The sequence below is a fragment of the Sphaerisporangium rubeum genome (genome assembly GCF_014207705.1).
GTDB lineage: Bacteria > Actinomycetota > Actinomycetes > Streptosporangiales > Streptosporangiaceae > Sphaerisporangium > Sphaerisporangium rubeum.
The window spans coordinates 733,335-756,917 of the sequence record NZ_JACHIU010000001.1 but is presented as its reverse complement, the minus strand read 5'-3'; the positions used below and the strand labels follow the sequence as shown (position 1 = coordinate 756,917).

Annotated in this window: 16 protein-coding genes; 9 read left to right on the top strand and 7 right to left on the bottom strand. The window is 70.4% G+C overall.

Features of this window, described 5'->3' with window-relative positions:
- Positions 1 to 211: 211 nt before the first annotated feature.
- A complete protein-coding gene (locus BJ992_RS02935; protein WP_184978411.1) occupies positions 212 to 2,509 on the top strand; it encodes a rhamnogalacturonan lyase family protein in 2,298 nt (765 codons plus the stop codon).
- Between the two features lie 57 nt (positions 2,510 to 2,566).
- On the opposite strand, the gene BJ992_RS02930 is transcribed toward BJ992_RS02935, so the two are convergent.
- The 3 genes from BJ992_RS02930 to BJ992_RS02920 all read right to left on the bottom strand — a co-directional run bounded on the left by BJ992_RS02930 (position 2,567) and on the right by BJ992_RS02920 (position 4,275).
- Entirely contained in the window at positions 2,567 to 3,046 is a 480-nt protein-coding gene (locus BJ992_RS02930) for a PIN-like domain-containing protein (protein WP_184978410.1), read from the bottom strand.
- Positions 2,979 to 3,644: a DUF433 domain-containing protein gene (locus BJ992_RS02925; RefSeq protein WP_184978409.1), complete on the bottom strand. Its 666-nt coding sequence runs from the start codon at positions 3,642 to 3,644 to the stop codon at positions 2,979 to 2,981. The genes BJ992_RS02930 and BJ992_RS02925 overlap by 68 nt, the downstream gene beginning before the upstream one ends.
- A gap of 166 nt (positions 3,645 to 3,810) precedes the next feature.
- On the bottom strand, positions 3,811 to 4,275 hold the full coding sequence (locus BJ992_RS02920) for an NUDIX domain-containing protein (protein WP_184978408.1): 465 nt from the start codon (positions 4,273 to 4,275) through the stop codon (positions 3,811 to 3,813).
- A gap of 170 nt (positions 4,276 to 4,445) precedes the next feature.
- On the opposite strand from BJ992_RS02920, the gene BJ992_RS02915 reads away from it, so the two are divergent.
- Positions 4,446 to 6,704, top strand: a complete 2,259-nt coding sequence (locus tag BJ992_RS02915; RefSeq protein ID WP_184978407.1) for an MMPL family transporter — start codon at positions 4,446 to 4,448, stop codon at positions 6,702 to 6,704.
- Positions 6,705 to 6,807: 103 nt separating this feature from the next.
- Here the strand turns inward: BJ992_RS02915 and BJ992_RS02910 are convergent, their stop codons facing one another.
- Positions 6,808 to 7,578 carry an MBL fold metallo-hydrolase gene (locus tag BJ992_RS02910; protein ID WP_184978406.1) on the bottom strand — a complete coding sequence of 257 codons (771 nt, stop codon included), beginning with the start codon at positions 7,576 to 7,578 and terminating at the stop codon, positions 6,808 to 6,810.
- A gap of 98 nt (positions 7,579 to 7,676) precedes the next feature.
- A complete protein-coding gene (locus tag BJ992_RS02905; RefSeq protein ID WP_184978405.1) occupies positions 7,677 to 8,312 on the bottom strand; it encodes an NAD(P)-dependent oxidoreductase in 636 nt (211 codons plus the stop codon).
- Between the two features lie 101 nt (positions 8,313 to 8,413).
- Here BJ992_RS02905 and BJ992_RS02900 point away from each other — a divergent pair, with 101 nt between their 5' ends.
- The 5 genes from BJ992_RS02900 to BJ992_RS02880 all read left to right on the top strand — a co-directional run bounded on the left by BJ992_RS02900 (position 8,414) and on the right by BJ992_RS02880 (position 15,266).
- On the top strand, positions 8,414 to 9,022 hold the full coding sequence (locus tag BJ992_RS02900) for a TetR/AcrR family transcriptional regulator (RefSeq protein WP_184978404.1): 609 nt from the start codon (positions 8,414 to 8,416) through the stop codon (positions 9,020 to 9,022).
- Positions 9,023 to 9,167: 145 nt separating this feature from the next.
- Positions 9,168 to 10,367, top strand: a complete 1,200-nt coding sequence (locus BJ992_RS02895; protein ID WP_184978403.1) for an acetyl-CoA C-acyltransferase — start codon at positions 9,168 to 9,170, stop codon at positions 10,365 to 10,367.
- A complete protein-coding gene (locus tag BJ992_RS02890; RefSeq protein WP_184978402.1) occupies positions 10,364 to 12,454 on the top strand; it encodes a 3-hydroxyacyl-CoA dehydrogenase NAD-binding domain-containing protein in 2,091 nt (696 codons plus the stop codon). The genes BJ992_RS02895 and BJ992_RS02890 overlap by 4 nt, the downstream gene beginning before the upstream one ends.
- 84 nt (positions 12,455 to 12,538) lie before the next feature.
- Positions 12,539 to 13,360: a putative RNA methyltransferase gene (locus BJ992_RS02885; RefSeq protein WP_184978401.1), complete on the top strand. Its 822-nt coding sequence runs from the start codon at positions 12,539 to 12,541 to the stop codon at positions 13,358 to 13,360.
- Between the two features lie 115 nt (positions 13,361 to 13,475).
- A complete protein-coding gene (locus tag BJ992_RS02880; RefSeq protein WP_184978400.1) occupies positions 13,476 to 15,266 on the top strand; it encodes an alpha/beta hydrolase family protein in 1,791 nt (596 codons plus the stop codon).
- 4 nt (positions 15,267 to 15,270) lie between these two features.
- Here BJ992_RS02880 and BJ992_RS02875 read toward each other — a convergent pair whose 3' ends face one another.
- On the bottom strand, positions 15,271 to 16,839 hold the full coding sequence (locus BJ992_RS02875; protein WP_184978399.1) for a PP2C family protein-serine/threonine phosphatase: 1,569 nt from the start codon (positions 16,837 to 16,839) through the stop codon (positions 15,271 to 15,273).
- 121 nt (positions 16,840 to 16,960) lie between these two features.
- Between BJ992_RS02875 and BJ992_RS02870 the strand changes: the two genes are divergently transcribed.
- Both BJ992_RS02870 and BJ992_RS02865 read left to right on the top strand, forming a co-directional pair.
- Entirely contained in the window at positions 16,961 to 21,145 is a 4,185-nt protein-coding gene (locus BJ992_RS02870) for a HAMP domain-containing protein (protein WP_184978398.1), read from the top strand.
- Positions 21,145 to 21,771 (top strand): response regulator, encoded by a 627-nt coding sequence (locus BJ992_RS02865; RefSeq protein ID WP_184978397.1) that lies wholly within the window; start codon positions 21,145 to 21,147, stop codon positions 21,769 to 21,771. Before BJ992_RS02870 ends, BJ992_RS02865 begins: the two co-directional genes overlap by 1 nt.
- Before the next feature lie 67 nt (positions 21,772 to 21,838).
- Here BJ992_RS02865 and BJ992_RS02860 read toward each other — a convergent pair whose 3' ends face one another.
- The gene (locus BJ992_RS02860) at positions 21,839 to 23,578 is read right to left on the bottom strand and encodes an HD domain-containing protein (RefSeq protein WP_184978396.1); all 1,740 of its coding nucleotides are present in this window, start codon (positions 23,576 to 23,578) and stop codon (positions 21,839 to 21,841) included.
- Between the last annotated feature and the right edge of the window lie 5 nt (positions 23,579 to 23,583).

The window sequence follows — 23,583 nt, the reverse complement described above, 5'->3', positions numbered from 1 at the left end:
CGGCCGCTGTAAATTTCAGTTCCCGCAGGTGCGCGGCCTCGCGATCACTCCAGGTGAACCGCGAGGCCCGCGCCGTGGCGTGCGGCGGTCCATGGCGCCGTACCAGGGTTTCGTTTATGTTTCGCGCGGATCCACCCGGCTGGAAGACAGTGCCGTCCTTTCCGGCTCCCTCCGATCGACGCGTTTCGATTACGCCGCGGAAAGGACCGCCATGCGCGCGAGGTCCCCCGTCCGTCGAGCGGCGGCCGTCGCCGTCGCCTCCGCCGCCGCTCTCGCCGCCACGGTGACGTCGCTCACCGCCGACGCGGCCGCGGTGGCCTGCGAGGTGAACTACGCCATCTCCTCCCAGTGGGGTGGCGGTTTCGGCGCCAACGTGACCATCAACAACCTCGGCGACCCGGTGAACGGGTGGCGCCTCGGGTGGAGCTTCGGCGCCGGCCAGCAGGTCACGCAGGCGTGGAACGCCACCGTCACGCAGAGCGGCGCGCAGGTGACCGCCGCCGACGCCGGCTACAACGCGTCCATCCCGAACGGCGGCAACGTGTCGTTCGGCTTCAACGCCTCCTGGAACAACTCCAGCAACCCGATCCCCACGTCGTTCACCCTGAACGGCGTCACCTGCACCGGCGGCACCGGCCCCACCGCCACCCCCACACCGACCCCGACGGTCACCCCCACCGTGACGCCGACCGTCACCCCCACGGTCACCCCGACCCCGACGCCGACCCCCACACCGACGCCGACGCCGACCCCGAGCAACGGCCGCCAGGTCGAGCGGCTGGACCGCGGCCTGATCAGCGTGCGCTCCGGCAGCGGCAACCTCGTCTCGTGGCGGGTGCTCGGCACCGACCCCGCAGGCGTCGGCTTCAACCTCTACCGCGGCACCACCAAGGTCAACTCCTCCCCGCTCACCGGCGCCACGAGCTACCTGGACAACGGCGCCGCCGCCGACGCGTCGTACACCGTGCGGCCGGTCGTGAACGGCGCCGAGCAGTCCGCTTCGGAGTCGTCGCTGCGCTTCACCGGCGGCACCTACCTCGACGTGCCGATCCAGCCCCCCGGCGGCGGCACCTCACCCGACGGCGTGGCCTACACCTACAGCGCCAACGACGCGAGCGTAGGCGACCTCGACGGCGACGGCCGGTACGAGTTCATCCTCAAATGGGACCCCTCCAACGCCAAGGACAACTCGCAGTCCGGCTACACCGGCAACGTGTACGTGGACGCCTACCGGCTGAACGGCACGCGGCTGTGGCGCGTCGACCTCGGCCGCAACATCAGGGCCGGCGCGCACTACACCCAGTTCCAGGTGTACGACTACGACGGCGACGGCCGCGCCGAGGTCGCCATGAAGACCGCCGACGGCACCGTGGACGGCACCGGCCGCGTCATCGGCAGCTCGTCGGCCGACTACCGCAACTCCTCCGGCTACGTGCTGTCCGGCCCCGAGTACCTCACCATGTTCAACGGCCAGACCGGCGCCGCCATGTCCACGGTGAACTACGACCCGGCGCGCGGCACCGTCTCGTCCTGGGGCGACAACTACGGCAACCGCGTGGACCGCTTCCTCGCCGCCACCGCCTACCTGGACGGCCGCCGTCCGAGCCTCGTGATGGCCCGCGGCTACTACACCCGCACCGTCATCGTGGCCTGGGACTTCAGGAACGGTTCGCTGACCAGGCGCTGGGGCTTCGACTCCAACTCCTCAGGCAACAGCGGCTACGCCGGCCAAGGCAACCACAACCTGTCGGTGGCCGACGTCGACGCCGACGGCCGCGACGAGATCGTGTACGGCGCCATGTGCCTCGACGACACCGGCCGCGGCCTGTGGAACACCGGCAACGGCCACGGCGACGCCATGCACGTCGGCGACCTCGACCCGTCCCGCGCCGGCCTCGAGGTCTTCAAGGTCGACGAGGACGGCAGCAAACCCAGCTCCTGGATGGCCGACGCACGCACCGGCCAGATGATCTGGACCACCCCCGCCAACGGCGACAACGGCCGAGGCGTCTCCGGCGACATCTGGTCAGGCAGCCCCGGCGCCGAATCCTGGTCCGCCGCCGCCACCGGCCTCCTGGACACCCGAGGCCGCAACGTGGGCAACAAACCGGGCTCCACCAACTTCCTCATCTGGTGGGACGGCGACCCCGTCAGAGAACTCCTCGACCAGACCTACATCGCCAAGTACACCCCGAGCGGCGACACCCGCCTCCTCACCGCCTCAGGCGTCCACAGCAACAACGGCACGAAAGCCACCCCCAGCCTCTCGGCGGACCTCCTCGGAGACTGGCGCGAAGAGGTCGTCTGGCCCACCTCGGACAACCGCGCTCTGCGCGTCTACTCCACCACCACAACCACCGACCGCCGCATCACCACCCTCATGCACGACCCCCAATACCGAGTAGCCATCGCCTGGCAGAACACCGCCTACAACCAGCCCCCCCACCCCAGCTTCTTCATCGGCAACAACATGTCCGAACCCCCACGGCCGAACGTCTACACCCCCTGACCTCGGCCGAGGAGCCGTGCGAGGACGCGGCCAACCAGCGCCTCGCACGGCTCGGCATCAGGACCGCCGCCCCCTTTTCCTGGCGGCGGGCGGCTCATATGGCTCCGGCCCTCTCGGGGTGAGCCTCCACACTCCAGGCCCACGCCGGCTCGCATGGCCGCACATGATCGCGAGGTTCCGGTCGACCAAGTCGACTCGTTCGGCGACCTTGGACTCCGCGGGCAACAGGAAGACATGAACGCGCGCCTTCAGGTACGCCTGATACTCATGTTCCCGCTCGAAGATACGGATGTCGGTCGCGATCACGATCCAGCCTCGCCGGCCGACCAGCGGCAGCCAGACCTCGTCGTTCACGCCGAGAGCGTCGTCTCGGCTGCCGTGCAACTCGGCGGGAGTATGGACCTTGTAGCCCAGGCCGACGAGGAACCTCCGGACCCGGCGGGTGACGCTGTTCTCGTCCAGGTAGAACTCAGGCGGCGTGGCCCAGGAGGACGCGAGCGGCGATGCGGACGTCGGCGACGGTGATGCCGAGCTCATCGGCGATCACCTCGGGCTTCTCCTCGGCCTTCATCATGGCGGCGGCCTCGGCGACACGGGTTCGCGTGCCGGCGAAGTACGGTTGGCCGAAGAGTTTGTGCGGATCCACCACGACTTCGGATGGCAGGCACCGGTCCAGCCGGAGAACGGCGGGAAAGCCGTCCTTGTCGCGGATCACGTACTGCAGGTAGTCCGTGACGATCTCTCTGATCACTCCCTGACCCGTCCGGGCCTCGATCAGGCCCGCACCGGCGCGTGTCCGCGAGTAGTCCCACAGGACGTCGATGCCATCGGTGGCCAGTTCCGGGGCAAGAAGGACGTACTCCGTGCCGAACTCCTGCTGGAGCTTCCTGAGAGCAGGGCGGATCTTGTGGGGCTTCACCCCCGCCTCCCGTAGGGCCTTCAGGACATGGGCCTCCGCCATCGCGGCGAACGGGACGCTGGCCTGGCGCTCCACCTGCTTCGGCAGCACATGCAGCAGCGGCTCGCCTTGCTGGTAGCCACGAGCCCAGTGGTGGAACGTCTGCTGCGGGATCCCGAGGAAGCGGGCGGCGTCGCTCTGATTGAGCAGACCGGTGCTGGTTCTGAGGTCGTCCACGTCGCACACCTCCTCTCACTTGCCTTGTCATCTTTGCTCACCGCCTGGCGGCCCGGTCACTCGCCCCGCCATTACAGTCGTCACCGGTGAGGCTGCCTGAATCTCTGTGCATCAGTACCACCGGCCGAGGCCATACGCCGAGTAATCGAATGACTTCGCTGGAGCCTCAGGTGAGGTAGATCGTGGTCCCCTGGCTCCTCGCGGTCAGGGACGCGAGGAGGCGCCTGGCGAGGTGGGCCGGCAAAAGGTCGGCCGCCTCGGCAGGGGGGAAGAAGCGGTACTCGTCCAGTTCCTCCTCCTGGAGGATGATCTGTTCGCCGGTCGGGATCTGGCCGCAGTCGAACAGGAAGTGGATGAGCGGGATGGGGCGGTCGTCGTACGGCGCGACCCAGTGGACGACGAGCAGGCGGCCTACGGGGAGGGTGAGGCCGACCTCCTCGGTGACCTCGCGTGCGCAGGCCTGGTCGGGGGTTTCGTGTTCGTCCACGTGGCCGCCGGGCCAGCCCCAGTGGTCGCGGTAGTTGGGCTTCACGAGGAGTACGCGGCCCTCGGGGTCGGTGATGAGTGCGCCTGCGGCGGCGACGTTCTTGTTGAGGCGCGCGTAGAAGACGTCGGCCGGCAGATGGGTCATGGTCCGACGGTATCGCCGTCTCCCCCTAGGGAGGGTCCCGTACGTCTTCAGGTGGACGGTTCGTGGCGGGGCTACCCCTGAGGCAGTACCTGTGAATTGCCATTCGCGGCTGATGTATCCCCCATTCGGCGCTTCTACCTTCGAAGAAAAAACTGAGCTGGGGGAAGACAATGAGACGGCGGAGAAATCTGGCCGCCACCGTCGGTGGGTGGAGTGCCAGGCACCGGTGGTCGGCGATCTTGATCTGGGTGGCGTTCGTGGCGGTGGCGACCGTTGTGGGAGGTGCGGTCGGCACGGCGCAGATGAAGGGGTACGAGAGCGCGAACGGGGACTCGCGGGAGGCGGGGCGGATCCTCGACGGTGCGCGGTTCCCTGACGTCGCGGGTGAGGTCGTGCTGGTGCAGTCGGCCGGTGGGGGGCCGGTGGTGACCGACGCGCGGTTCCGTGCGGCCGTCACGAAGGTGAAGGACGCGGTGACCGCCACGGGGCAGGTCACCAATGTGCGGACGCCGTACGACGACCCGCCGTCGCCGGTGACGCCGGACAAGCACACCACGCTTGTGCAGTTCGACATGAAGGGTGAGGCCAAGACCGCGGGGGACCGGGTGAAACCGGTGTTGGACGCGGTCGCGGGGGTCGGGAAGAGCTTCCCCGAGCTGCGGATCGAACAGGCCGGTGGGGCGAGCGCGGACAAGCTCATCGGGGAGGCCATCGACAAGGACTTCGTGCGGGCCGAGCAGCTCTCGCTTCCTCTCACGTTCGGCATCCTGCTCGCGGCGTTCGGCGCGCTGCTCGCGGCGCTGGTGCCGCTGGCGCTCGCCATGACGGCCATCGTCGCCGCCACGGGGCTGCTGGCGCTGACCAGCCAGTTGCTGCACGTGGACGCGGCCACGCCGAACCTCATGCTGCTGATCGGTCTCGCGGTCGGTGTGGACTACTCGTTGTTCTACATCCGCAGGGAACGCGAGGAGCGCGCCAAGGGCCGGGACAAGCGGCGGGCCATCGAGATCGCGGCGGCCACGTCGGGACGCGCGGTGCTGATCTCGGGGATCACGGTGATCGTCGCGATGGCCGGCATGTTCCTCACCGGCAACGGGGTCTTCATGGGTTTCGCCGAAGGGACGATCCTCGTGGTGCTGGTGGCCATGGTGGGCTCGCTCACCGTGCTCCCCGCGCTGCTGTCCCTGATCGGCGACAAGATCAACGCCAGGCTGATCCACGGCACCGTGCGCGCGGTCACGCGGGGCCGGGTCACCTGGGAGCGCCGCCTCGGCCGCGGCGGCGAGGGCCGCCTGTGGACCGCCGTGCTGACCCCGGTGCTGCGCCACCCGCTGGTGTCCGTGGTGATCGCCGGCGGCCTGCTGCTCGCGCTCGCCATCCCGGCCTTCGGGCTGCGCACCGGCCCGCAGACCATCGACGACCTGCAGGGGAACTACGCCATCGCCGACACGTTCAAGCGGATCGACGCGGCGTTCCCCGGCGGCAACGCTCCGGCGGTCGTCGTGCTCAAGGCGGCGGACGTGACGACTCCTGAGGTGAAGAGCTCCATCGCGGCCTTCAAGGACCGTGCGATGGCCACCGGCCAGGCCAACGAGCCGTTCAACGTGGAGGTCAACCCCGACAAGACGGTGGCCCGCATCAGCATCGGCATCAAGGGTGAAGGCGCGACCGCCGAACAGGCCGTCCGCACACTGCGCGAGAAGGTCATCCCCGCGACACTGACCGGCGCCGGCGAGGTCCACGTCACCGGCGAGGTCGCCGGATCCATGGACTTCAACCGGCAACTCGCCAGGTCGATGCCGCTGGTGTTCGGCTTCGTCCTGCTGCTGGCCTTCCTGCTGCTGCTGGTGTCGTTCCGCTCCCTGGTGGTGGCCGTCAAGGCGATCCTGCTGAACCTGCTGTCGGTCGCGGCGGCGTACGGCGTGCTGGTGCTGGTCTTCCAGCGCGGCTACGGCGAAGGGCTGCTCGGCTTCACCTCGACCGGCGCCATCACCGACTGGCTGCCGCTGTTCCTCTTCGTCATCCTGTTCGGCCTGTCGATGGACTACCACGTCTTCATCCTCAGCCGCATCCGTGAGGCGTACGACCGCGGCATGCGCACCGAGGACGCCGTGGCGTTCGGCATCCGCAGCACCGCCGGCGTGGTCACCAGCGCGGCCCTCATCATGGTCGCCGTCTTCGCGACCTTCGCCACCTTGTCCCTGCTGACCTTCATGCAGATGGGTATCGGCCTGGCCGCCGCCATCCTCATCGACGCCACCGTCATCCGCGCCGTCCTGCTCCCCGCCACCATGAAACTCCTCGGTGACTGGAACTGGTACCTCCCCCGCTGGCTGACCTGGCTCCCCCAGCTCTCGCACGGCGACGAGGACGACGACGACCACCCCGACCCCGTCCCCTCCCACCGGGAACCCCTCCCGGTCGGCTGACAAGAGCGGCCCCGGGCCGGACGACGCCGTCCTCCCGGGGCTCCGCGACGGGGGCCGGACCGGTGTCACCTCCATGGGGAAGGTGACACCGGTCCGACATGTCTCACCCGAGCTCGGTGAACGGTTCCGCGAAGTGGGACGTGCCGATCGCGCCGCCTCTGGCCCGCACGCCGTCCAGGACGGCCCGCCTGCTCTCCACGGCCCGCTCGGAGTCCTCGTCGTGCGCGTACACGACCCGGGGGTTGACCACCTGCACGGGATGAACCACCAGATCCCCGGTCAGCGTCACGTTCCCCACCTCGACCACCTGGTGCCCCGGCGTGTGCCCCGGCGCCGGCGCCACGCGCACCCCCGGCATGACCGGCGCCGCACCGTTCACCGCGTCGATCAGCATCGTGAGCGGCCGCACCACCCGCTCCAGAGTGGGACTCGGCCCACCCCCCTCGATCCACTCGATCTCGGCCCGCTGGATCACATGCCGCGCGTTCGGAAAGACCGGCACCCCTTCCCCGATCGCCCCACTCGCGTGATCACTGTGCAGATGCGTGAGCACGACCGTGTCCACATCCCCTGGCGCCACCCCCACCCCCGCCAGCTCCTGTACCAGCCTCCCCGGCACCGGAGCCCACGTGGACGCCGGAGAATCGTTCCCCCCGATCCCCGCGTCCACCAGCACGACCCGGCCCGGCCCCCGCAACAGATAACACCGGAAGTGCAGAACCCACTCCCCGTCCCCCACGACGTCCCAGTCCTCCGCCGACCCCCCGGAGAACAGCTCCGTCAACGGCCGCCGCAACCCCGCCCCCAACGGCCCCACCGCGTCCAGAATCGGCGTGACCTCGACCCCGTCCACCAGCCTGGGCACGTACGACATGGAACCCCCACGGATCGGCGTACCGCCAGACTAGATCACGACGGACCCGGACAGGCGCGGGCTCCGCGGAGGTGGGCCCGCGCCTCGGGTGACGTGGGTCAGTAGGCGACGCCTACGGGTTGTTTGACGGTGGCGGGGTCTTCCAGAGCGGCGAGCATGGCGTGGGCCAGGTCGGCTCGGGAGAGGAAGTGGCCTCGTGGGACGTTGGAGCCTATTTCTCGGCGGTAGCGCTCTGTGAGGGGTTTGTCGGTGAGGCGGGGGGGCCGGATGACGGTCCATTCGGTGTTGCTGCGGCGGGCTTCTTCTTCCATGGCGGCGAGGTCGGCGTAGGGGTCGCGCAGGATGCGGCGGAGCAGGGGGTAGAGGACTGTTCGGTAGATGAGGCTCTCCCCTTCGGGGACGGGGCCCACGGGTGCGGCGCTGAGGAGGACCACTCGGCGGATGTCGCTCTGGTCCATGGCGCGGAGGATGACGCGGGTGGCGTTGGAGGCCACGCCGACGTCCTTGCGGGTGCGGGGGCCGATGGCGGAGATGACGGCTTCGCGGCCGGTGAGTGCGGGACGGAGAGGTGCGGGGGAGGTGAGGTCGGCGGTGATGACTTCCAGGGCCGAGTGGCTGATCGGGAGGCGTGCGGGGTCGCGGACTACGGCGGCGACCTCGTGGCCGGCGTCCAGGGCCTGGCGGACGATGTGCTGCCCTGTGCGACCGGTGCCGCCGAAGACGGTGATTTTCATACGTCGTCTCCCCGTGGTTGGTGAGTACTCACTTACATCCTAGGATGGGGACACGTCTGGCGTGTATCAAGGTTCTTACGGCGAAAGGCAGATTCCCGGCGATGCCACATGAGCGCAGCGGTGCCCTCACCCGGGCCCGCATCCTGGACGCGGCGGTCGAGCTCATGCGGACGCTCGGGCTGGCGCGGGTCACGACCAAGGAGATCGCCAAGGCGGCCGGGTGCTCCGAGGCGGCCCTTTACCGGCACTTCTCCGGCAAGGAGGAGTTGTTCGTGACGGTGCTGCAGGAGCGCATGCCGCCGTTCACGGCGTTGCTGGCCCGGCTGGCGGAGGACTCGGGGGAACGGACGCCGGTCGAGTGCCTGGTCGAGGTCGCGACGGTGGCCACGCGGTTCTACGAGGCCACCATGCCGGTCGCGTCGTCGCTGTTCGCGGAACCCGCCTTGCTGGAGCGGCACCGCGAGGGGATGCGCAAGATCGGCGCGGGGCCGCAGAAGCCGTTGGAGTTCCTCACCGATCTGCTGCGCACGATGCGGTCACGGGGGGTCTTCCGCGCGGACGCCGACGTGGAGTCGGCGGCGGCGCTGCTGCTCGGCGCCTGCTACCAGCGCGCCTTCCTCAGTCATTTCATGGGGCCCGAGGTGCACGAGCGCTCACTGGACGACTTCGCGGCGGGGCTGGCCGGCACGGTGCTGCGCGGCATCGCCTGACGGCCCGGCGAGCGGCCGAGGGCCGGGACCGGGTCGCGGCGTCGCGCGACGGGGCGGCGGGTAGGTCTCGCGGCGATGGCGTGGCATGATGTTACCCACGAGTAGCATCAAGCCGTGAAGCGGCTCGACAGCGAGGAGCCAGCCCGTGCCAACGTCTCGTGACGTCGTCTTCGTCGACGGCGTGCGCACACCGTTCGGGAGGTCCGGGCCGAAGGGCCTGTACGCCGAGACGCGCGCCGACGACCTGGCGGTGCGCGTCATCCGTGAACTCATGCGCCGCAACCCCGGCCTGCCGCCTGAGCGGGTGGACGAGGTCGCGATCGCGGCCACCACCCAGATCGGCGACCAGGGCCTCACCATCGGCCGGTCCGTCGCCGTGCTCGCCGGCCTGCCGAAGTCCGTGCCGGGGTACGCGATCGACCGCATGTGCGCGGGTGCGATGACGGCGGTCACCAACGTCGCAGGCGGCATCGCGTTCGGCGCGTACGACGTCGCCATCGCCGGTGGGGTCGAGCACATGGGACGCCACCCGATGGGTGAGGGGATCGACCCGAACCCGCGTTTCCTGTCGGAGAAGCTGGTGGACGGGTCGGCGCTGGTCATGGGGATGACGGCGGAGAACCTGCACGACCGCTACCCCGAGATCGGCAAGGAGCGCGCCGACGCCTACGCCGTCGCCTCGCAGGAGAAGGTCGCCAAGGCGTACGCCAACAACAAGATCCAGCCCGACCTGGTGCCGACGGCGATCCGCACCGGCGCGCTCGGCTGGGGCCTCGCCACCGAGGACGAGCCGCCGCGGCCCGGCACCACCATGGAGGGCCTGGCGTCGCTCAAGACGCCGTTCCGGCCGCACGGCCGGGTCACGGCGGGGAACGCGGCGGGGCTGAACGACGGGGCCACCGGGTGCGTGGTCGCCGCGGCCGACGTGGCGGCCGAGCTCGGCCTCACCGCGAAGATGCGGCTGGTGTCGTACGCCTTCGCCGGGGTGGATCCCGAGGTCATGGGGGTCGGGCCGATCCCGTCGACCGAGCGCGCGCTGCGCCTCGCCGGGCTGTCCATCGAGGACATGGGCCTGGTGGAGATCAACGAGGCGTTCGCCGTGCAGGTGCTCGCCTTCCTGTCGCACTTCGGGATCGCCGACGACGACCCGCGGGTCAACCCGTACGGCGGGGCCATCGCGTTCGGCCACCCGCTGGCCTCCTCGGGGGTGCGGCTGATGACGCAGCTCGCGCGCCAGTTCGGCGAGCGGCCCGACGTGCGGTACGGGCTGACCACGATGTGCGTCGGCATGGGAATGGGTGGGACGGTCGTCTGGGAGAACCTCGCCTGGGAGGGCGCCAAGTGAGCGGCATCACCGAGATCTTCGACGACGAGGTCGTCACCCACGCGCTGGTGCGCGACGTGAGGCTGCCGGACGGCGCCGGCACGATGGCGCTGATCACGCTGGACAACGGCTTCGACCACACCAAGCCGAGCACGTTCGGGCCGCGTGGCCTGACCGAGCTCGGCGCGGCGCTGGACGCGATCGAGGCGCGGGACGACATCGCCGCGGTCGGCGTCACCGGCAAGCCGTTCATCTTCGCGGTGGGTGCCGACCTCAAGGGTGCGGCGCTGGTGCGGGCCCGCGAGCAGGCCGAGGAGCTCGGCGCGCTCGGCCACGAGGTGTTCCGGCGGCTCGGCGAGATGGAGGTGCCGTCGTTCGCGTACGTCAACGGCGCGGCGATGGGAGGCGGCCTGGAGGTCGCGCTCCACTGCACCTACCGCACGATCTCCTCGGGGGTCACCGCGGTCGCGCTGCCTGAGTGCTTCCTCGGCCTGGTGCCGGGCTGGGGTGGCACGCAGCTGCTGCCGCGGCTGATCGGGCCCACCAACGCGCTCAAGCTGATCATCGACAACCCTCTGGCGCAGAACCGCATGATCGACGGCAGGGAGGCGTACCGGCTCGGCGTCGCCGACGCGATCTTCGACGCGGCCGACTTCCTGGAGGAGTCGCTGCGCTGGACGGCCCGGGTGCTGACCGGTGAGGCCGCCGTCGCGCGGCCGCCGTTCACCGCGGACGCCGACGCGTGGCAGGCCGCCGTGGACGCCGCGCGCGGCGCGCTCGACCTCAAGGTGCGCGGCGCGTCGCCGGCGCCGTACCGCGCTCTCGAGCTGATCGAGCAGGCGCGCACCGCGAGCAGGGACGAGGGTTTCGCGGCCGAGACGCGGGTGCTCGCCGACCTGCTGATGGGTGACGAGCTGCGCGCCGGGCTGTACTCGTTCGACCTGGTGCAGCGGCGGGCCAAGCGGCCCGCCGGCGCGCCGGACAAGGCGCTGGCGCGGCCGGTCACCAAGGTCGGCGTGGTCGGCGCGGGCCTGATGGCCTCACAGCTGGCGCTGCTGTTCGCGCGCCGCCTGGAGGTCCCGGTGGTGCTCACCGACCTGGACCGGACGCGGCTGGACAAAGGCGTGGCGTACGTCCACGACGAGATCGGCCGGCTGCTCGCCAAGGGCCGGATCGACGCCGACAAGGCGAACCGGTTGAAGGGCCTGGTCAGCGGATCGCTGACCAAGGACGCCTTCGCGGGGGCCGATCTGGTGATCGAGGCCGTCTTCGAGGACCTCAAGGTCAAGAAGCAGGTGTTCGCCGAGGTCGAGGACGTCGTCGGGCCCGAGTGCGTGCTCGCGACCAACACCTCCTCGCTGCCTGTCACCGCGATGGCGGCCGACCTGCGGCACCCCGAGCGGGTCGTGGGCCTGCACTTCTTCAACCCGGTGGCGGTGCTGCCGCTGCTGGAGATCGTGCGTGGCGACCGCACCGACGACGCCACGCTGGCCACGGCGTTCGCGGTCGGCAAGTCGCTGCGCAAGTCGAGCGTCCTGGTGAAGGACGCGCCGGCGTTCGTGGTGAACCGGCTGCTCGTCCGCCTCATGGGTGAGGTGATCGGCGCGGTCGACGAAGGCACGACCATCGAGGTGGCCGACCACGCGCTGGACGGCCTCGGCCTGCCGATGACACCGTTCACCCTGCTCCAGCTCGTCGGCCCGGCCGTCGCGCTGCATGTCGCGGAGACGCTGCACGAGGCGTTCCCGTCCCGGTTCCGGGTCTCGGACAACCTCGCCGAGCTGGTGAAGGCCGGCAAGCCGGGGGTGTACGCGGCGGACCTGAGCGTCGACCCCGAGGCGCGCGCGATCTTCGCAGGGTCCGGCACGGGGCCAGGCGCGGACGAGGTGCGCGACCGCGCGCTGCGGGCCCTCGCCGAGGAGATCCGGCTGATGCTGGACGAAGGCGTGGTCGCCGCGGCGCAGGACATCGACCTGTGCCTGATCCTCGGCGCCGGCTGGCCGTTCCACACCGGCGGCATCACGCCGTACCTGGACCGCACCGGTGTCTCCGCCGCGGTCAACGGCCGCGCGTTCCTCGACCCCGGGGTGGCCTCGGTCCCCGCCTGAGCACCGGCACGGCCCCTGTCCCGCGTGTCCGGACGCGGCAGGGGCCGGGCCGGGACCACCGCGCGGCCGGTGGATGATTGGGGCATGCTGGCCGACGTCATCGAGCACCTCGCCTGTCCGGTGTGCCGGGGGGACCTGACCCTCGCCGGCGGGACGGCGCGCTGCCTGAACGGCCACGCCTTCGACGTCGCGCGCCAGGGGTACGTGAGCCTGCGCACCGGCTCCGCGCCGGCCGGCACGGCCGACACCCCGGCCATGGTGGAGGCCCGCGCCGCGTTCCTCGGCGCCGGGCACTTCGCTCCGGTGGCGGCACGCCTGCGCGAGTTGGCCGAGTCGGCGCACGTCGTGCTGGACGCCGGGGCCGGCACCGGGTACCACCTGGCCACGGCGCTTCGGCCGGAGGCCGCCGGCATCGCGCTGGACATCTCCAAGCACGCGCTCAGGCGTGCCGCGCGGGCCCATCCCCGCATCGGGGCCGCGGTGGCCGATGTGTGGCGTCCGCTGCCGGTGAAGGACGCGAGAGCCGATCTGCTGCTCAACGTGTTCGCGCCGCGCAACGGGCCCGAGTTCGCCAGGGTGCTGGCCCCCGGCGGCACGCTGGCCGTCGTGACCCCGACGTCCCGCCACCTTTCGCCCCTGGTCGGCCGGCTCGGTCTGCTGTCGGTCGGCGAGGACAAGGAGCGGCGTCTCGGCGAGACGCTGTCCGGCCGGTTCACCGAGGCGGAGCACATGATCGAGGAGTACGAGATCTCGCTCGGCCACGAGGACGTGGAGGCCGCCGTCGCGATGGGGCCGAGCGCCTGGCACACTGACCCGGTGGCTCGGAAGATCGCGATATCCCGCCTGCCGGACGTGCTCGCCGTGAATGTGTCGTGCAGGATCTCGGTGTTCCGTAAGATCACCTGAACGCCAAGGAGTGAGATTTTCCCCGGCTTTGTAAGCCATCTTCCGTTTATAAGCGACATACTTGACGGCAACCCGCCGATCCCGACCGGGAGAGCGTGAGGGAGGGGCACCCTACATGAAGGCCGAGGAACGCTGGCAGGCCAGGTTCCGAGCGGCACGTATGACGCTGCCCATCTGGGCACGGCTGGCACCGGCCAGGGCCGTGTACCGCTGCAACATCTCCGGCACGTGGGAGATCCACGCCTGGGACCGTTCGGTCGGCTCCAGCCGCCAGGTCACCAGCCGTCCCCGCGGCACCTCGCACGCGGCGATCGACCCCACGGGGCAGTGGATCTGGTGGTTCGCCGACACCTACGGCGACGAGTACGGCATCTGGATGCGCCAGCCGTTCGGCGGCGGCGACGAGGTCCCGGCCCATCCCGACCTCGCTCCCGGCCACCCCACGGGGCTCGCGCTGTCGGCCACCGGCACGGCCGCCGTGGGCCGCAGCAGCCGCCACGGCTTCCAGGTGCTGCTGGCGCGGAGCCTGTCGGAGAAGCCGGCCGTGATCTACGAGTCGCGGGAGTTCGCGCAGGTCGCCGGCATGTCACTGGACGGCTCGCTGATCGCGATCAGCCACAGCGAGCACGGCGACTCACGCCACCCCGCGCTGCGGGTCCTGCGGCCGGACGGCCGGGTCGTGGCCGACCTGCACGACGGACCCGGCAAGGGCTTCTCCGGTGTGCGCTTCGCGCCGTCGGTCACCGACCGGCGCATCCTCGCGCTGCACGAGCGGCGTGGCCGCCGTGAGCCGCTGATCTGGGACCCGATGACCGGCGAGCAGCGCGAGATCTGGCTGCGGGTCCCCGGTGAGATCACCGCCGACTGGTACCACGACGGACGGGCCCTGCTGATCGGCCACAACAACCGCGCGCGCACCGAGCTGTTCCGCTACGACCTCGGCGGCGGCGACCTGACGCCGATCAGGACGCCGCACGGCGTGATCCACGACGCGCTGCCGCGTCCGGACGGCGTCGTCGAGTACTCCTGGTCGAGCGCCGCGCACCCGCCGGTGATCAGGTCGAGCGGCGACCACGTGGTGATGAACCAGTCGGGGCCGTCCGCGCCGCCGTCGGTCCCGCTGGAGGACGTGTTCGTGGAGGGCCCCGGCGGCCGCATCCACGCCTTGGTGTCCAGGCCCGAGACCCCGGCGACGCCGAACCCCACGGTGTTCCTGCTGCACGGCGGCCCCGCGGCGCAGGACGACGACTCCTTCCTGCCGAACGTCGCGGCGTGGGTCGACGCCGGCTTCACCGTGGTGCGGGTCAACTACCGCGGCTCCACGGGGTACGGCTCGGCGTGGCGGGACGCGCTGCGCGGCGACGTCGGCCACATCGAGCTCGCCGACGTGGCGGCGGTGCGCGACTGGGCCGTCGAGCAGGGTGGCGCGGACCCCGACCGGCTGATCCTCGCCGGCGCGTCGTGGGGTGGCTACCTGACGCTGCTCGGCCTCGGCACCATGCCGGACAAGTGGGCCGCCGGCATCGCGGCGGTCCCGATCGCCGACCACGCCGCGACGTACCGGGACGAGACCGAGGGCCTGCGCGCCTACCACCGCGCGCTGTTCGGCGGGTCGCCGCAGGAGGTGCCGGAGCGGTACGCGAGCTCCTCGCCGATCACCTACCTCGACGCCGTGGAGGCGCCGCTGCTCGTGCTGGCCGGCGAGAACGACCCGCGTTCGCCGATCGGCCAGATCGAGAAGTACCTGACCCGGCTGGAGGAGCGCAAGCACGACTTCGAGGTCTACCGGTACAACGCCGGCCACGGCACGCTGGTCATCGAGGAACGCATCAAGCAGATGACCATCCAGGTCGACTTCGCGCGCAAGCACACCGGCCTCGACAAAGGCGGCTCCGCACCGTTCTAGCCGGTCAGACGGGGTCTCGGCCTTCGGCGCGCAGCACCAGGATCGCGAGGTCGTCGGCGCTCGGCTCGGCCGCGAAGTCCTGCACGGCCCGGTGGATGCGCTCGGCGACCGCGCGGGCCGACAGGTCGACGCACTCGGCGAGGAGCTTCGGCAGGCCGCCGTCGTCGTCGAGCAGCCGTGAGCCCGACCTGCGCTCGGTGACGCCGTCGGTCACGCCGAGCAGCACGTCGCCAGGCGCGAGGACCACCCGCTCGGCCTCGAACTCGGCCTCGGGGAAGACCCCGAGCAGCGACTGAGCGGTCACCACGGCGTCCACCACCCCCGTCGGCCGCAGCCGCAGCGCCTCGGGGTGTCCCGCGGAGATCAGCGACAGCTCCAGGCCGTCGCCGGTTCGGGTGATCTCGCCGTGGAGAAGGGTGAGGAAGCGAGCGCGCTCCCCTTCTTCGAGGATGGCGCGGTTGAGCCGCGAGACGACCGCCGCCACGTCGTAGTTCTCGCGAGCGAGCAGGCGCAGCGTGTGACGCGCGAGGCCGGTGACGGCGGCGGCCTCGGGGCCGGTGCCGCAGACGTCGCCGATGGCGAACCGCCACGTGCCCTCACCGGTCGCGAACAGGTCGTAGAAGTCGCCGCCGACCTCGTTGGTCTCGCCGGCGGGCTCGTACACCACCGAGTAGTCCAGGCCGGGGGTGATCGCGGGGACGCCTGGCGGCAGCAGGCTGCGCTGGAGCGCGCGGTTGGCGTCGGCCTGTTGCGCGTACAGGCGCGCGTTGTCCATGGCGAGCGCCGCGCGGCGCGCGAGGTCCTCGGCGAGCTGCGCGATGTCGTCGGGGAACCTTCCTCCCCTGCCGAGGCACATGACGCCGAGACTGCGGCCCTTGGCCACCAGCGGGAACGCGAGCGACTGCCAGGCCGGCAACGAGATCGGCCGGGGACGCAGGTCGTCCGCCGGAGGGATGGCCGCGTCGGCGAGCTGCTCGCGCAGATCGTCGATCTCGGACTCGTCGGCGTGCCAGAGATAGGCCAGGGTCTGCTCACCGCCGCCGTTGTCGGCGGTGTAGACGGCGCACCAGGTCGCGAGGCGCGGCACCACGATCTGCGCGATCAGCGCGGGGACCATGCCGGGGTCGAGGGTGCCGGCGAGCAGGTCGCTGGCGTCGGCGAGGTAACCGAGCCAGCCGGGGCCGCGCAGGTGCGGCTCGGCGTCCATGCCTGCGTCCACCGGCCGCGGCGTGCGCTGCGGGAGGTCGAGCCTGGCCCACGTGGCGCGTTGTGTGCCGGTGAATGTGACACCCCATGTGGCCACGGGAACGGCAGGTGCGGCGGGAACTCGATCGTCGTCGGCCCGCTGCCGGAGCTCGATCTGGACGCTTCCCCCCTGATGTCCCCATAGAATCTCAAACGGAACATCCCCTACTTCCGACACGAATTCCTCGGTGAGCCGCTCGGCGTCCGCCAGGACAGGAGTGGCGGCCCACGCGGTCAGCACCTCCTGCGTGAACCGCTTGGCGTCGGGCAGGGCGGCCTTGCCCGCTACGAACGACGCGGCCAGCACACCTCGGGAAGAATTCGTCATCACACCGTGCATACCACAGATGGCCGCCACATGCGGTCGGCGGAGCAGGCGACCACATAGTGTCCTTCATGCCAGACTGGCACTACTCCATGTCCCGCCCGAACAGCGTGAAGGAGGCTTCATGAAAGGCACCGCGACACTCGCGGGGTCGGGTTCGGAGCGGTCTTACACCGAGTCCGATCTCCGGCCGTTGCTGGACACGCTCGTCGCGTGGCGAGACGGCGACTTCCGGCGGCGCGTCCCCCACGCGGCTCCCGGTGTCCTCAGCGAGGTCCGGCTGCTCATCAACGAGGTGGCCGACCGCCGCGAGCACCTCGCCAACGAGCTGCTGCGGGTGCGCAAGGAGGTCGTCAAGGAGGGACGGTTCGGCGTCCGCCTGACGCCGGGGCCCGGTGTGGGCTCCTGGGCCGAGAGCGTGCACTCGGTCAACGATCTCATCGACGCTCTGGTCGGCCCCGTGAGCGCCGCGGCCGACGTGCTCGACGCCGTGGCCCAGGGTGACCTGTCCCGCCGCATAGACATGGACCGTACGGCCAGAGGCGAGGTCCGCCGCCTCGGCAAGGCGATCAACGGCATGGTCGACCAGCTCGCGCTGTTCAGCTCCGAGGTCACCCGCGTGGCCCGCGAGGTCGGCTCGGAGGGCCAGCTCGGCGGCCGGGCCAACGTGCGCGGCATGTCGGGAAGCTGGCGCGACCTCACCGAGGCCGTGAACACCATGTCCAGCCGGGTCTCGGCCCAGGTCCGCGACATCGCCGTCGTCACCACGGCCGTCGCGCGCGGCGACCTGTCGCGCAAGGTCACCGTCGACGCCGTCGGCGAGATGCTGGAGCTCAAGAACACCGTCAACACCATGGTCGACCAGCTCTCGGCGTTCGCCGAGGAGGTCACCCGTGTGGCCCGTGAGGTCGGCACCGAGGGTGAGCTCGGCGGCCAGGCCCGCGTGCGCGGCGTCTCCGGTGTGTGGAAGGACCTCACCGACAACGTCAACGTCATGGCGTCCAACCTGACCAGCCAGGTGCGCAGCATCGCCACCGTGGCGACGGCGGTGGCGCAGGGCGACCTGTCCAAGAAGATCACCGCGGACGCGCAGGGTGAGGTGCTCCAGCTCAAGGAGACCCTCAACACCATGGTCGACCAGCTCTCGCTGTTCGCCGACGAGGTCACCCGCGTCGCGCGCGAGGTCGGCACCGAGGGCCAGCTCGGCGGACGCGCCGACGTCAAAGGCGTGTCGGGGGTCTGGAAGGACCTCACCGACAACGTCAACTCCATGGCCGCCAACCTGACCTACCAGGTGCGCAACATCGCGCAGGTCACCAAGGCCGTCGCCGGCGGCGACATGTCCAAGAAGATCGACGTGGACGCTCAGGGCGAGATGCTGGAGCTCAAGTCCACGATCAACACCATGGTCGACCAGCTCTCGCTCGTGGCCTCAGAGGTGAGCCGCGTGGCCCGCGAGGTCGGCTCCGAGGGCCAGCTCGGCGGCCAGGCCCAGGTGCACGGCGTGTCCGGGGTCTGGAAGGACCTCACCGACAACGTCAATTTCATGGCGAACAACCTGACCTCCCAGGTCCGTCAGATCGCGGCCGTCTCCACGGCCGTGGTGCAGGGAAACCTCTCCAAGAAGATCACCGTGGACGCGCAGGGCGAGATCCTGCAGCTCAAGGACACGGTGAACACCATGGTCGACCAGCTCTCGCTGTTCGCCGACGAGGTCACCCGCGTCGCGCGCGAGGTCGGCACCATGGGCCAGCTCGGCGGTCAGGCCCGCGTCCGCGGCGTGTCGGGGGTCTGGAAGGACCTCACCGACAATGTCAACTCCATGGCCACCAACCTCACCTACCAGGTGCGCAACATCGGCGAGGTCACCACCGCCGTCGCGCGCGGCGACCTGTCCCGCAAGATCGACGTGGACGCGCAGGGTGAGATCCTGGTGCTGAAGACCACCATCAACAAGATGGTGGACCAGCTCTCGTCGTTCGCCTCCGAGGTCACCCGCGTGGCCCGCGAGGTCGCCTCCGACGGCCGTCTCGGCGGCCAGGCCCGCGTCGAAGGCGTCGAAGGCACGTGGAAGCAGCTCACCCAGAGCGTCAACGAGCTGGCGAGCAACCTCACCACGCAGGTGCGCGCCATCGCCGAGGTCACCAGCGCCGTCGCGCGCGGCGACCTGACCCGGTCCATCAGCGTCCAGGCCCAGGGTGAGCTGGCCGACCTGAAGGACAACATCAACACGATGGTGTCCAACCTCGTCGCGACCACCAAGGCCAACCAGCAGCAGGACTGGCTGAAGTCCAACCTCGCGCGCGTCTCGCGGCTGATGCAGGGCCACCGCGACCTCATGGAGGTCGCCAAGCTGATCATGAGCGAGCTGACGCCACTGGTCACGGCGGCGCACGGCGCCTTCTACATGGTCACCGGGCCGCGGGACGGCCGCCTGCGCCTCATCGCCGGGTACGGCGTGCGGCCCGGCAGCCGGGCCAGGCAGACGTTCCACTTCGGCGAGGGCATCGTCGGCCAGGCCGCCGCCGAGGGCCGGCCCATCGTGCTCGACGACGTGCCGGCCGGCTTCCTCACCATCGACACCGGGCTCAGCAGCTCGACACCGGCCCAGATCGTCGTGCTTCCCGTGCTGTTCGAGGACCAGGTGCTCGGCGTGGTCGAGCTGGCCTCGATCGGCCGGTTCGACGACGTCCACCTGGCGTTCCTCAATCAGCTCGTCGAGACCATCGGTGTCACGATGAACACGATCATCGCCAACAGCCGTACCGAGGGCCTGCTCACCGAGTCCCAGCGCCTCACGACCGAGCTGCGTGAGCGGTCCGACGAGCTGCAGCGCCAGCAGGAGGAACTGCGCCGCTCCAACGCCGAGCTGGAGGACAAGGCGGCGCTGCTCGCCAAGCAGAACCGCGCCATCGAGATCCAGAACTTCCAGATCGAGCAGGCCCGCCGCACACTGGAGGAACGTGCCGAGCAGCTCGCCGTCTCCTCACGGTACAAGTCCGAGTTCCTCGCCAACATGTCCCACGAGCTGCGCACCCCGCTGAACAGCCTGCTGGTGCTCGCCAAGCTGCTCACCGAGAACAGCGAAGGCAACCTCACCTCGCAGCAGGTCGAGTTCGCGCGCACCATCCACGGGGCCGGGTCGGCGCTGCTCCAGCTCATCAACGACATCCTCGACCTGTCCAAGGTCGAGGCCGGTCGCATGGACGTCCACCCGCAGCAGCTGTCCATGCCGAAGCTCGTCGACTACGTCGAGGCGACGTTCGCGCCGCTGGCCAGGGACAAGGGCCTGTCGTTCAGCGTCGACGTCGGCCCCTCGGTGCCTGAGGAGCTGCTCACCGACGAGCAGCGCCTGCAGCAGGTGCTGCGCAACCTGCTGTCCAACGCGGTCAAGTTCACCCCCAAGGGTGAGGTGCGGCTGATCATCACCCGCGCCGGCGGCGAGGTGCCGTACATCGACGAGACGCTGCAACGCGCCGACGACATCCTGTCCTTCTCGGTCGTGGACACCGGCATCGGCATCGCCTCCGACAAACTGGACGTGATCTTCGAGGCGTTCCGGCAGGCCGACGGCACCACCAGCCGCAAGTACGGCGGCACCGGTCTCGGTCTGTCGATCTGCCGTGAGATCGCACGGCTGCTCGGCGGTGAGATCCACGCCACCAGCGAGCCCGGCCGCGGCAGCACGTTCACCCTCCACCTGCCGATCAACTACACCGGGCCGCTCGCGGACGGCGTCGGCGGCGCCGCGGTCAGCGTGCCGGAGGACAACAGCCGGCCGGTGGAGCCGGAGATCGCCGAGCCGGCCGCCGAGCCGGTGCTCAGCGAGGACCTGCACATGCCGTCGCTCAGCCTCGACTCCACGACCGAGCCGTGGCAGGGTGAGGACCCGCTGAACGGCGCCAAGGTGCTCATCGTCGACGACGACATCCGCAACGTCTTCGCGTTGACCAGCGTGCTGGAGCGGCACGGCGCCACCGTCGTGTACGCCGAGAACGGCCGCGAGGGCATCGAGCAGCTCGAACGCAACGAGGACGTCGCCCTCGTGCTGATGGACATCATGATGCCGGAGATGGACGGTTGGGCCACGACGTCCGCGATTCGCCGCATGCCGCAGTTCGTCGACTTGCCGATCATCGCGCTGACCGCCAAGGTTATGCACGGCGACCGGGAGAAGAGCATCTCGTCGGGTGCCTCGGACTACGTGCCGAAGCCGGTGGACGTCGACCGGTTGCTGGAACGCCTGCGTGGCTGGCTGACCCGCCACCACCGTGTGGGCTCAGGTGAGGCCAAGGAGGGCCGTGGTTGATGGCCGAGCGAGCGAAGATCCTTCTGGTCGACGATCGCGAGGAGAACCTGATCGCGCTTGAGGCCATCCTCAGTTCCCTCGATGTGGTGGCGGTCCGCGCGAAGTCCGGCGAGGAGGCGCTGAAGGCGCTGCTCGCCATCGACTTCGCGCTGATCCTGCTCGACGTGCGCATGCCGGGGATGGACGGGTTCGAGACCGCCGCGCACATCAAGCGCCGCGAGCGCACCCGCAACATCCCCATCATCTTCCTGACCGTGGTCGACAGCGCGCCGGACTACGCGTTCCGCGGGTACGCCGCCGGGGCCGTCGACTACCTCACCAAGCCGTTCGACCCGTGGGTGCTGCGGGCCAAGGTGTCGGTGTTCGTGGAGCTGTACAACATGAACACCCGTCTCGCCGAGCAGGCGGCTCTGCTGCGCGACCGCCTCGCCGTCGAACTGCCGGACGGCACCGGCACCGAGGTGCTGCCTGAGCTGTCCCGCAGGCTCACCTCCGTCGAGGACGAGCTGACCCGCGTCAAGGAGCTCGCCGCCAAGAACCAAGGTGCCACTCCGCTCACCGGTCCGCTCCGCGACCTGTCCGAACGGGTCACGCACCTGCGCGCGGGCTTCGACGCGCTGTCGTAGCGGCCCCGGCGCACCGTCCCGGCGTTCACGCCGGTGTGCGGCCCGTCGCCGGTTCGCCGAAGTGACGTCAGCTGTCCTGCGCCGGGTCCGTGGAACGGGAGTTCTCCTTGACGAGCCTCGCCACCAGATCGTCGAGGTCCACCTTGCCGGCGGTGACCGCGGCGTACAGGTCGTCGAGCTCGCGGTGACCGAGGTCTTCTGCGACGCTGCCGGACACCCCCAGGCACTCCAGGTCCAGCAGATCGAGGCCTTCGCCGGCGACCGCCTCGGCGACCACGCGGCGGCCCTTGTCCGCCGCGTCGTCCGGACCCTGGTTCGCCGCCAGGTGGCGGCGGATCAGCAGCCGCGCCGTCGGGGTGGTGGCCGCGTCCAGACCGGCCTCGGACGGTGAGGCGGTCTCGTCGGTGAGGATGTGCACCACCGCGCCGTTGTCCACGCGTGCGTGCAGCGGCACCAGCCTGCCGTTGATCAGCGCGCCGATGGCGTGGTCGCCGGTCTGCGGGCCGAGCGCGTACGCGAAGTCGATGGACGTCGCACCAGGAGGCAGCGGGATCAGCTCGCCTCCGGTGGTGAACGCGGCGATGCCGTCGGGCCGCAGGTCGCCGCGCAGCGACTCGAGGAAGTCCGCGGACGTCGCGTCGTTCTGCCAGGCGAGCAGGCGGCGCAGCCACTCCAGGTCGATGCGGCCCGCGACGTCGGCCCCCGGGCCGCGCGCCATCTCGTGCATGTGCGCGGCGAGACCCCGCTCGGCGACACGGTGCATGCGGCGGGTGCGGATGATGACGTCCATCACCGTGCGGCCGTCCGCGATGACCCGGGTGTGCAACGCGCGGTAGAGGTTGAACCGCGGCAGTGAGATGAAGTCCTTCAGCCGGCCCGGCACGGGGTTCATGCCGGCGTGCACGGCGCCGAGCGCGATGTAACAGTCGCGGTCCTCGCCGTCCACGAGCACGAGCAGGCGGAACTGGTCGGCGGGCTGCAACGTGTCGAGGCGGTCGCCGACGTCCAGGTGGACGGCCCACAGGTGACGCCGGTACAGCATCACGTCACCGGCGACCTTGTGCTCCTTGAGCGCGGCCCGCAGACGGTCCACGGCGGGCCGCAGCAGGGCACGGCCGGCGGCCTCGCGTGCGTCGAGCGCGGCCTTGATCTCACCGTGCGCCTCGGGCCGCAGCACCGAGAAGCACAGGTCGTCCATCTCGCGTTTCAGCTCGTACATGCCGAGGCGCTCGGCGAAGGGGATCAGCAGTTCCTGCGACTGGCGTGCGATGCGCTGCTGTTTGTGCGGCGGCTGGAAGCCGAGGGTGCGCAGGTTGTGCAGCCGGTCGGCCAGCTTGATGAGCAGCACCCGCAGGTCCGCCGCCGCGGCCAGCACCATCTTGCGGAACGTCTCGGCCTCGGCCCGCTCACCCCACTTGGAGCCGTCCAGCTTGGTCACGCCGTCCACCAGCACCGCGATCTCGTCGCCGAAGTCGGCGCGCAGCTCCGGCAAGGTGTACTCGGTGTCCTCGACGGTGTCGTGGAGCAACGCCGCCTGGAGTGTGGCGCTGTCCATGCCGCACTCGGCGAGGATCATCGTCACAGCGAGCGGATGGATGATGTACGGCTCGCCGGACTTGCGGACCTGGCCGCGGTGCGCCAGCTCCGCCACGTCGTACGCGCGCCGCACCGGCCCCGGCCGTGGCCGGGGGTACCCCGCGCGGTGCGCGCGCAGCACCATGCCGATGTCGACGTCGATGTCGACCTGATCGTCCACCCGTGCCGCACGCGACAACGGATCCCTGAGGGTCCGCGCACCGCGCCGCACGGAAG

Excerpts from the sequence above, each read along its gene's own strand:
- BJ992_RS02930 (WP_184978410.1), bottom strand. The coding sequence starts at position 3,046 with ATGAGCTCGGCATCACCGTCGCCGACGTCCGCATCGCCGCTCGCGTCC.
- BJ992_RS02920 (WP_184978408.1), bottom strand. The coding sequence starts at position 4,275 with ATGACCCATCTGCCGGCCGACGTCTTCTACGCGCGCCTCAACAAGAAC.
- BJ992_RS02910 (WP_184978406.1), bottom strand. The coding sequence starts at position 7,578 with ATGTCGTACGTGCCCAGGCTGGTGGACGGGGTCGAGGTCACGCCGATT.
- BJ992_RS02875 (WP_184978399.1), bottom strand. The coding sequence starts at position 16,839 with ATGACGAATTCTTCCCGAGGTGTGCTGGCCGCGTCGTTCGTAGCGGGC.
- BJ992_RS02900 (WP_184978404.1), top strand. The coding sequence starts at position 8,414 with ATGCCACATGAGCGCAGCGGTGCCCTCACCCGGGCCCGCATCCTGGAC.
- BJ992_RS02865 (WP_184978397.1), top strand. The coding sequence starts at position 21,145 with ATGGCCGAGCGAGCGAAGATCCTTCTGGTCGACGATCGCGAGGAGAAC.
- BJ992_RS02915 (WP_184978407.1), top strand. The coding sequence starts at position 4,446 with ATGAGACGGCGGAGAAATCTGGCCGCCACCGTCGGTGGGTGGAGTGCC.
- BJ992_RS02905 (WP_184978405.1), bottom strand. The coding sequence starts at position 8,312 with ATGAAAATCACCGTCTTCGGCGGCACCGGTCGCACAGGGCAGCACATC.
- BJ992_RS02870 (WP_184978398.1), top strand. The coding sequence starts at position 16,961 with ATGAAAGGCACCGCGACACTCGCGGGGTCGGGTTCGGAGCGGTCTTAC.
- BJ992_RS02935 (WP_184978411.1), top strand. The coding sequence starts at position 212 with ATGCGCGCGAGGTCCCCCGTCCGTCGAGCGGCGGCCGTCGCCGTCGCC.
- BJ992_RS02880 (WP_184978400.1), top strand. The coding sequence starts at position 13,476 with ATGAAGGCCGAGGAACGCTGGCAGGCCAGGTTCCGAGCGGCACGTATG.
- BJ992_RS02885 (WP_184978401.1), top strand. The coding sequence starts at position 12,539 with ATGCTGGCCGACGTCATCGAGCACCTCGCCTGTCCGGTGTGCCGGGGG.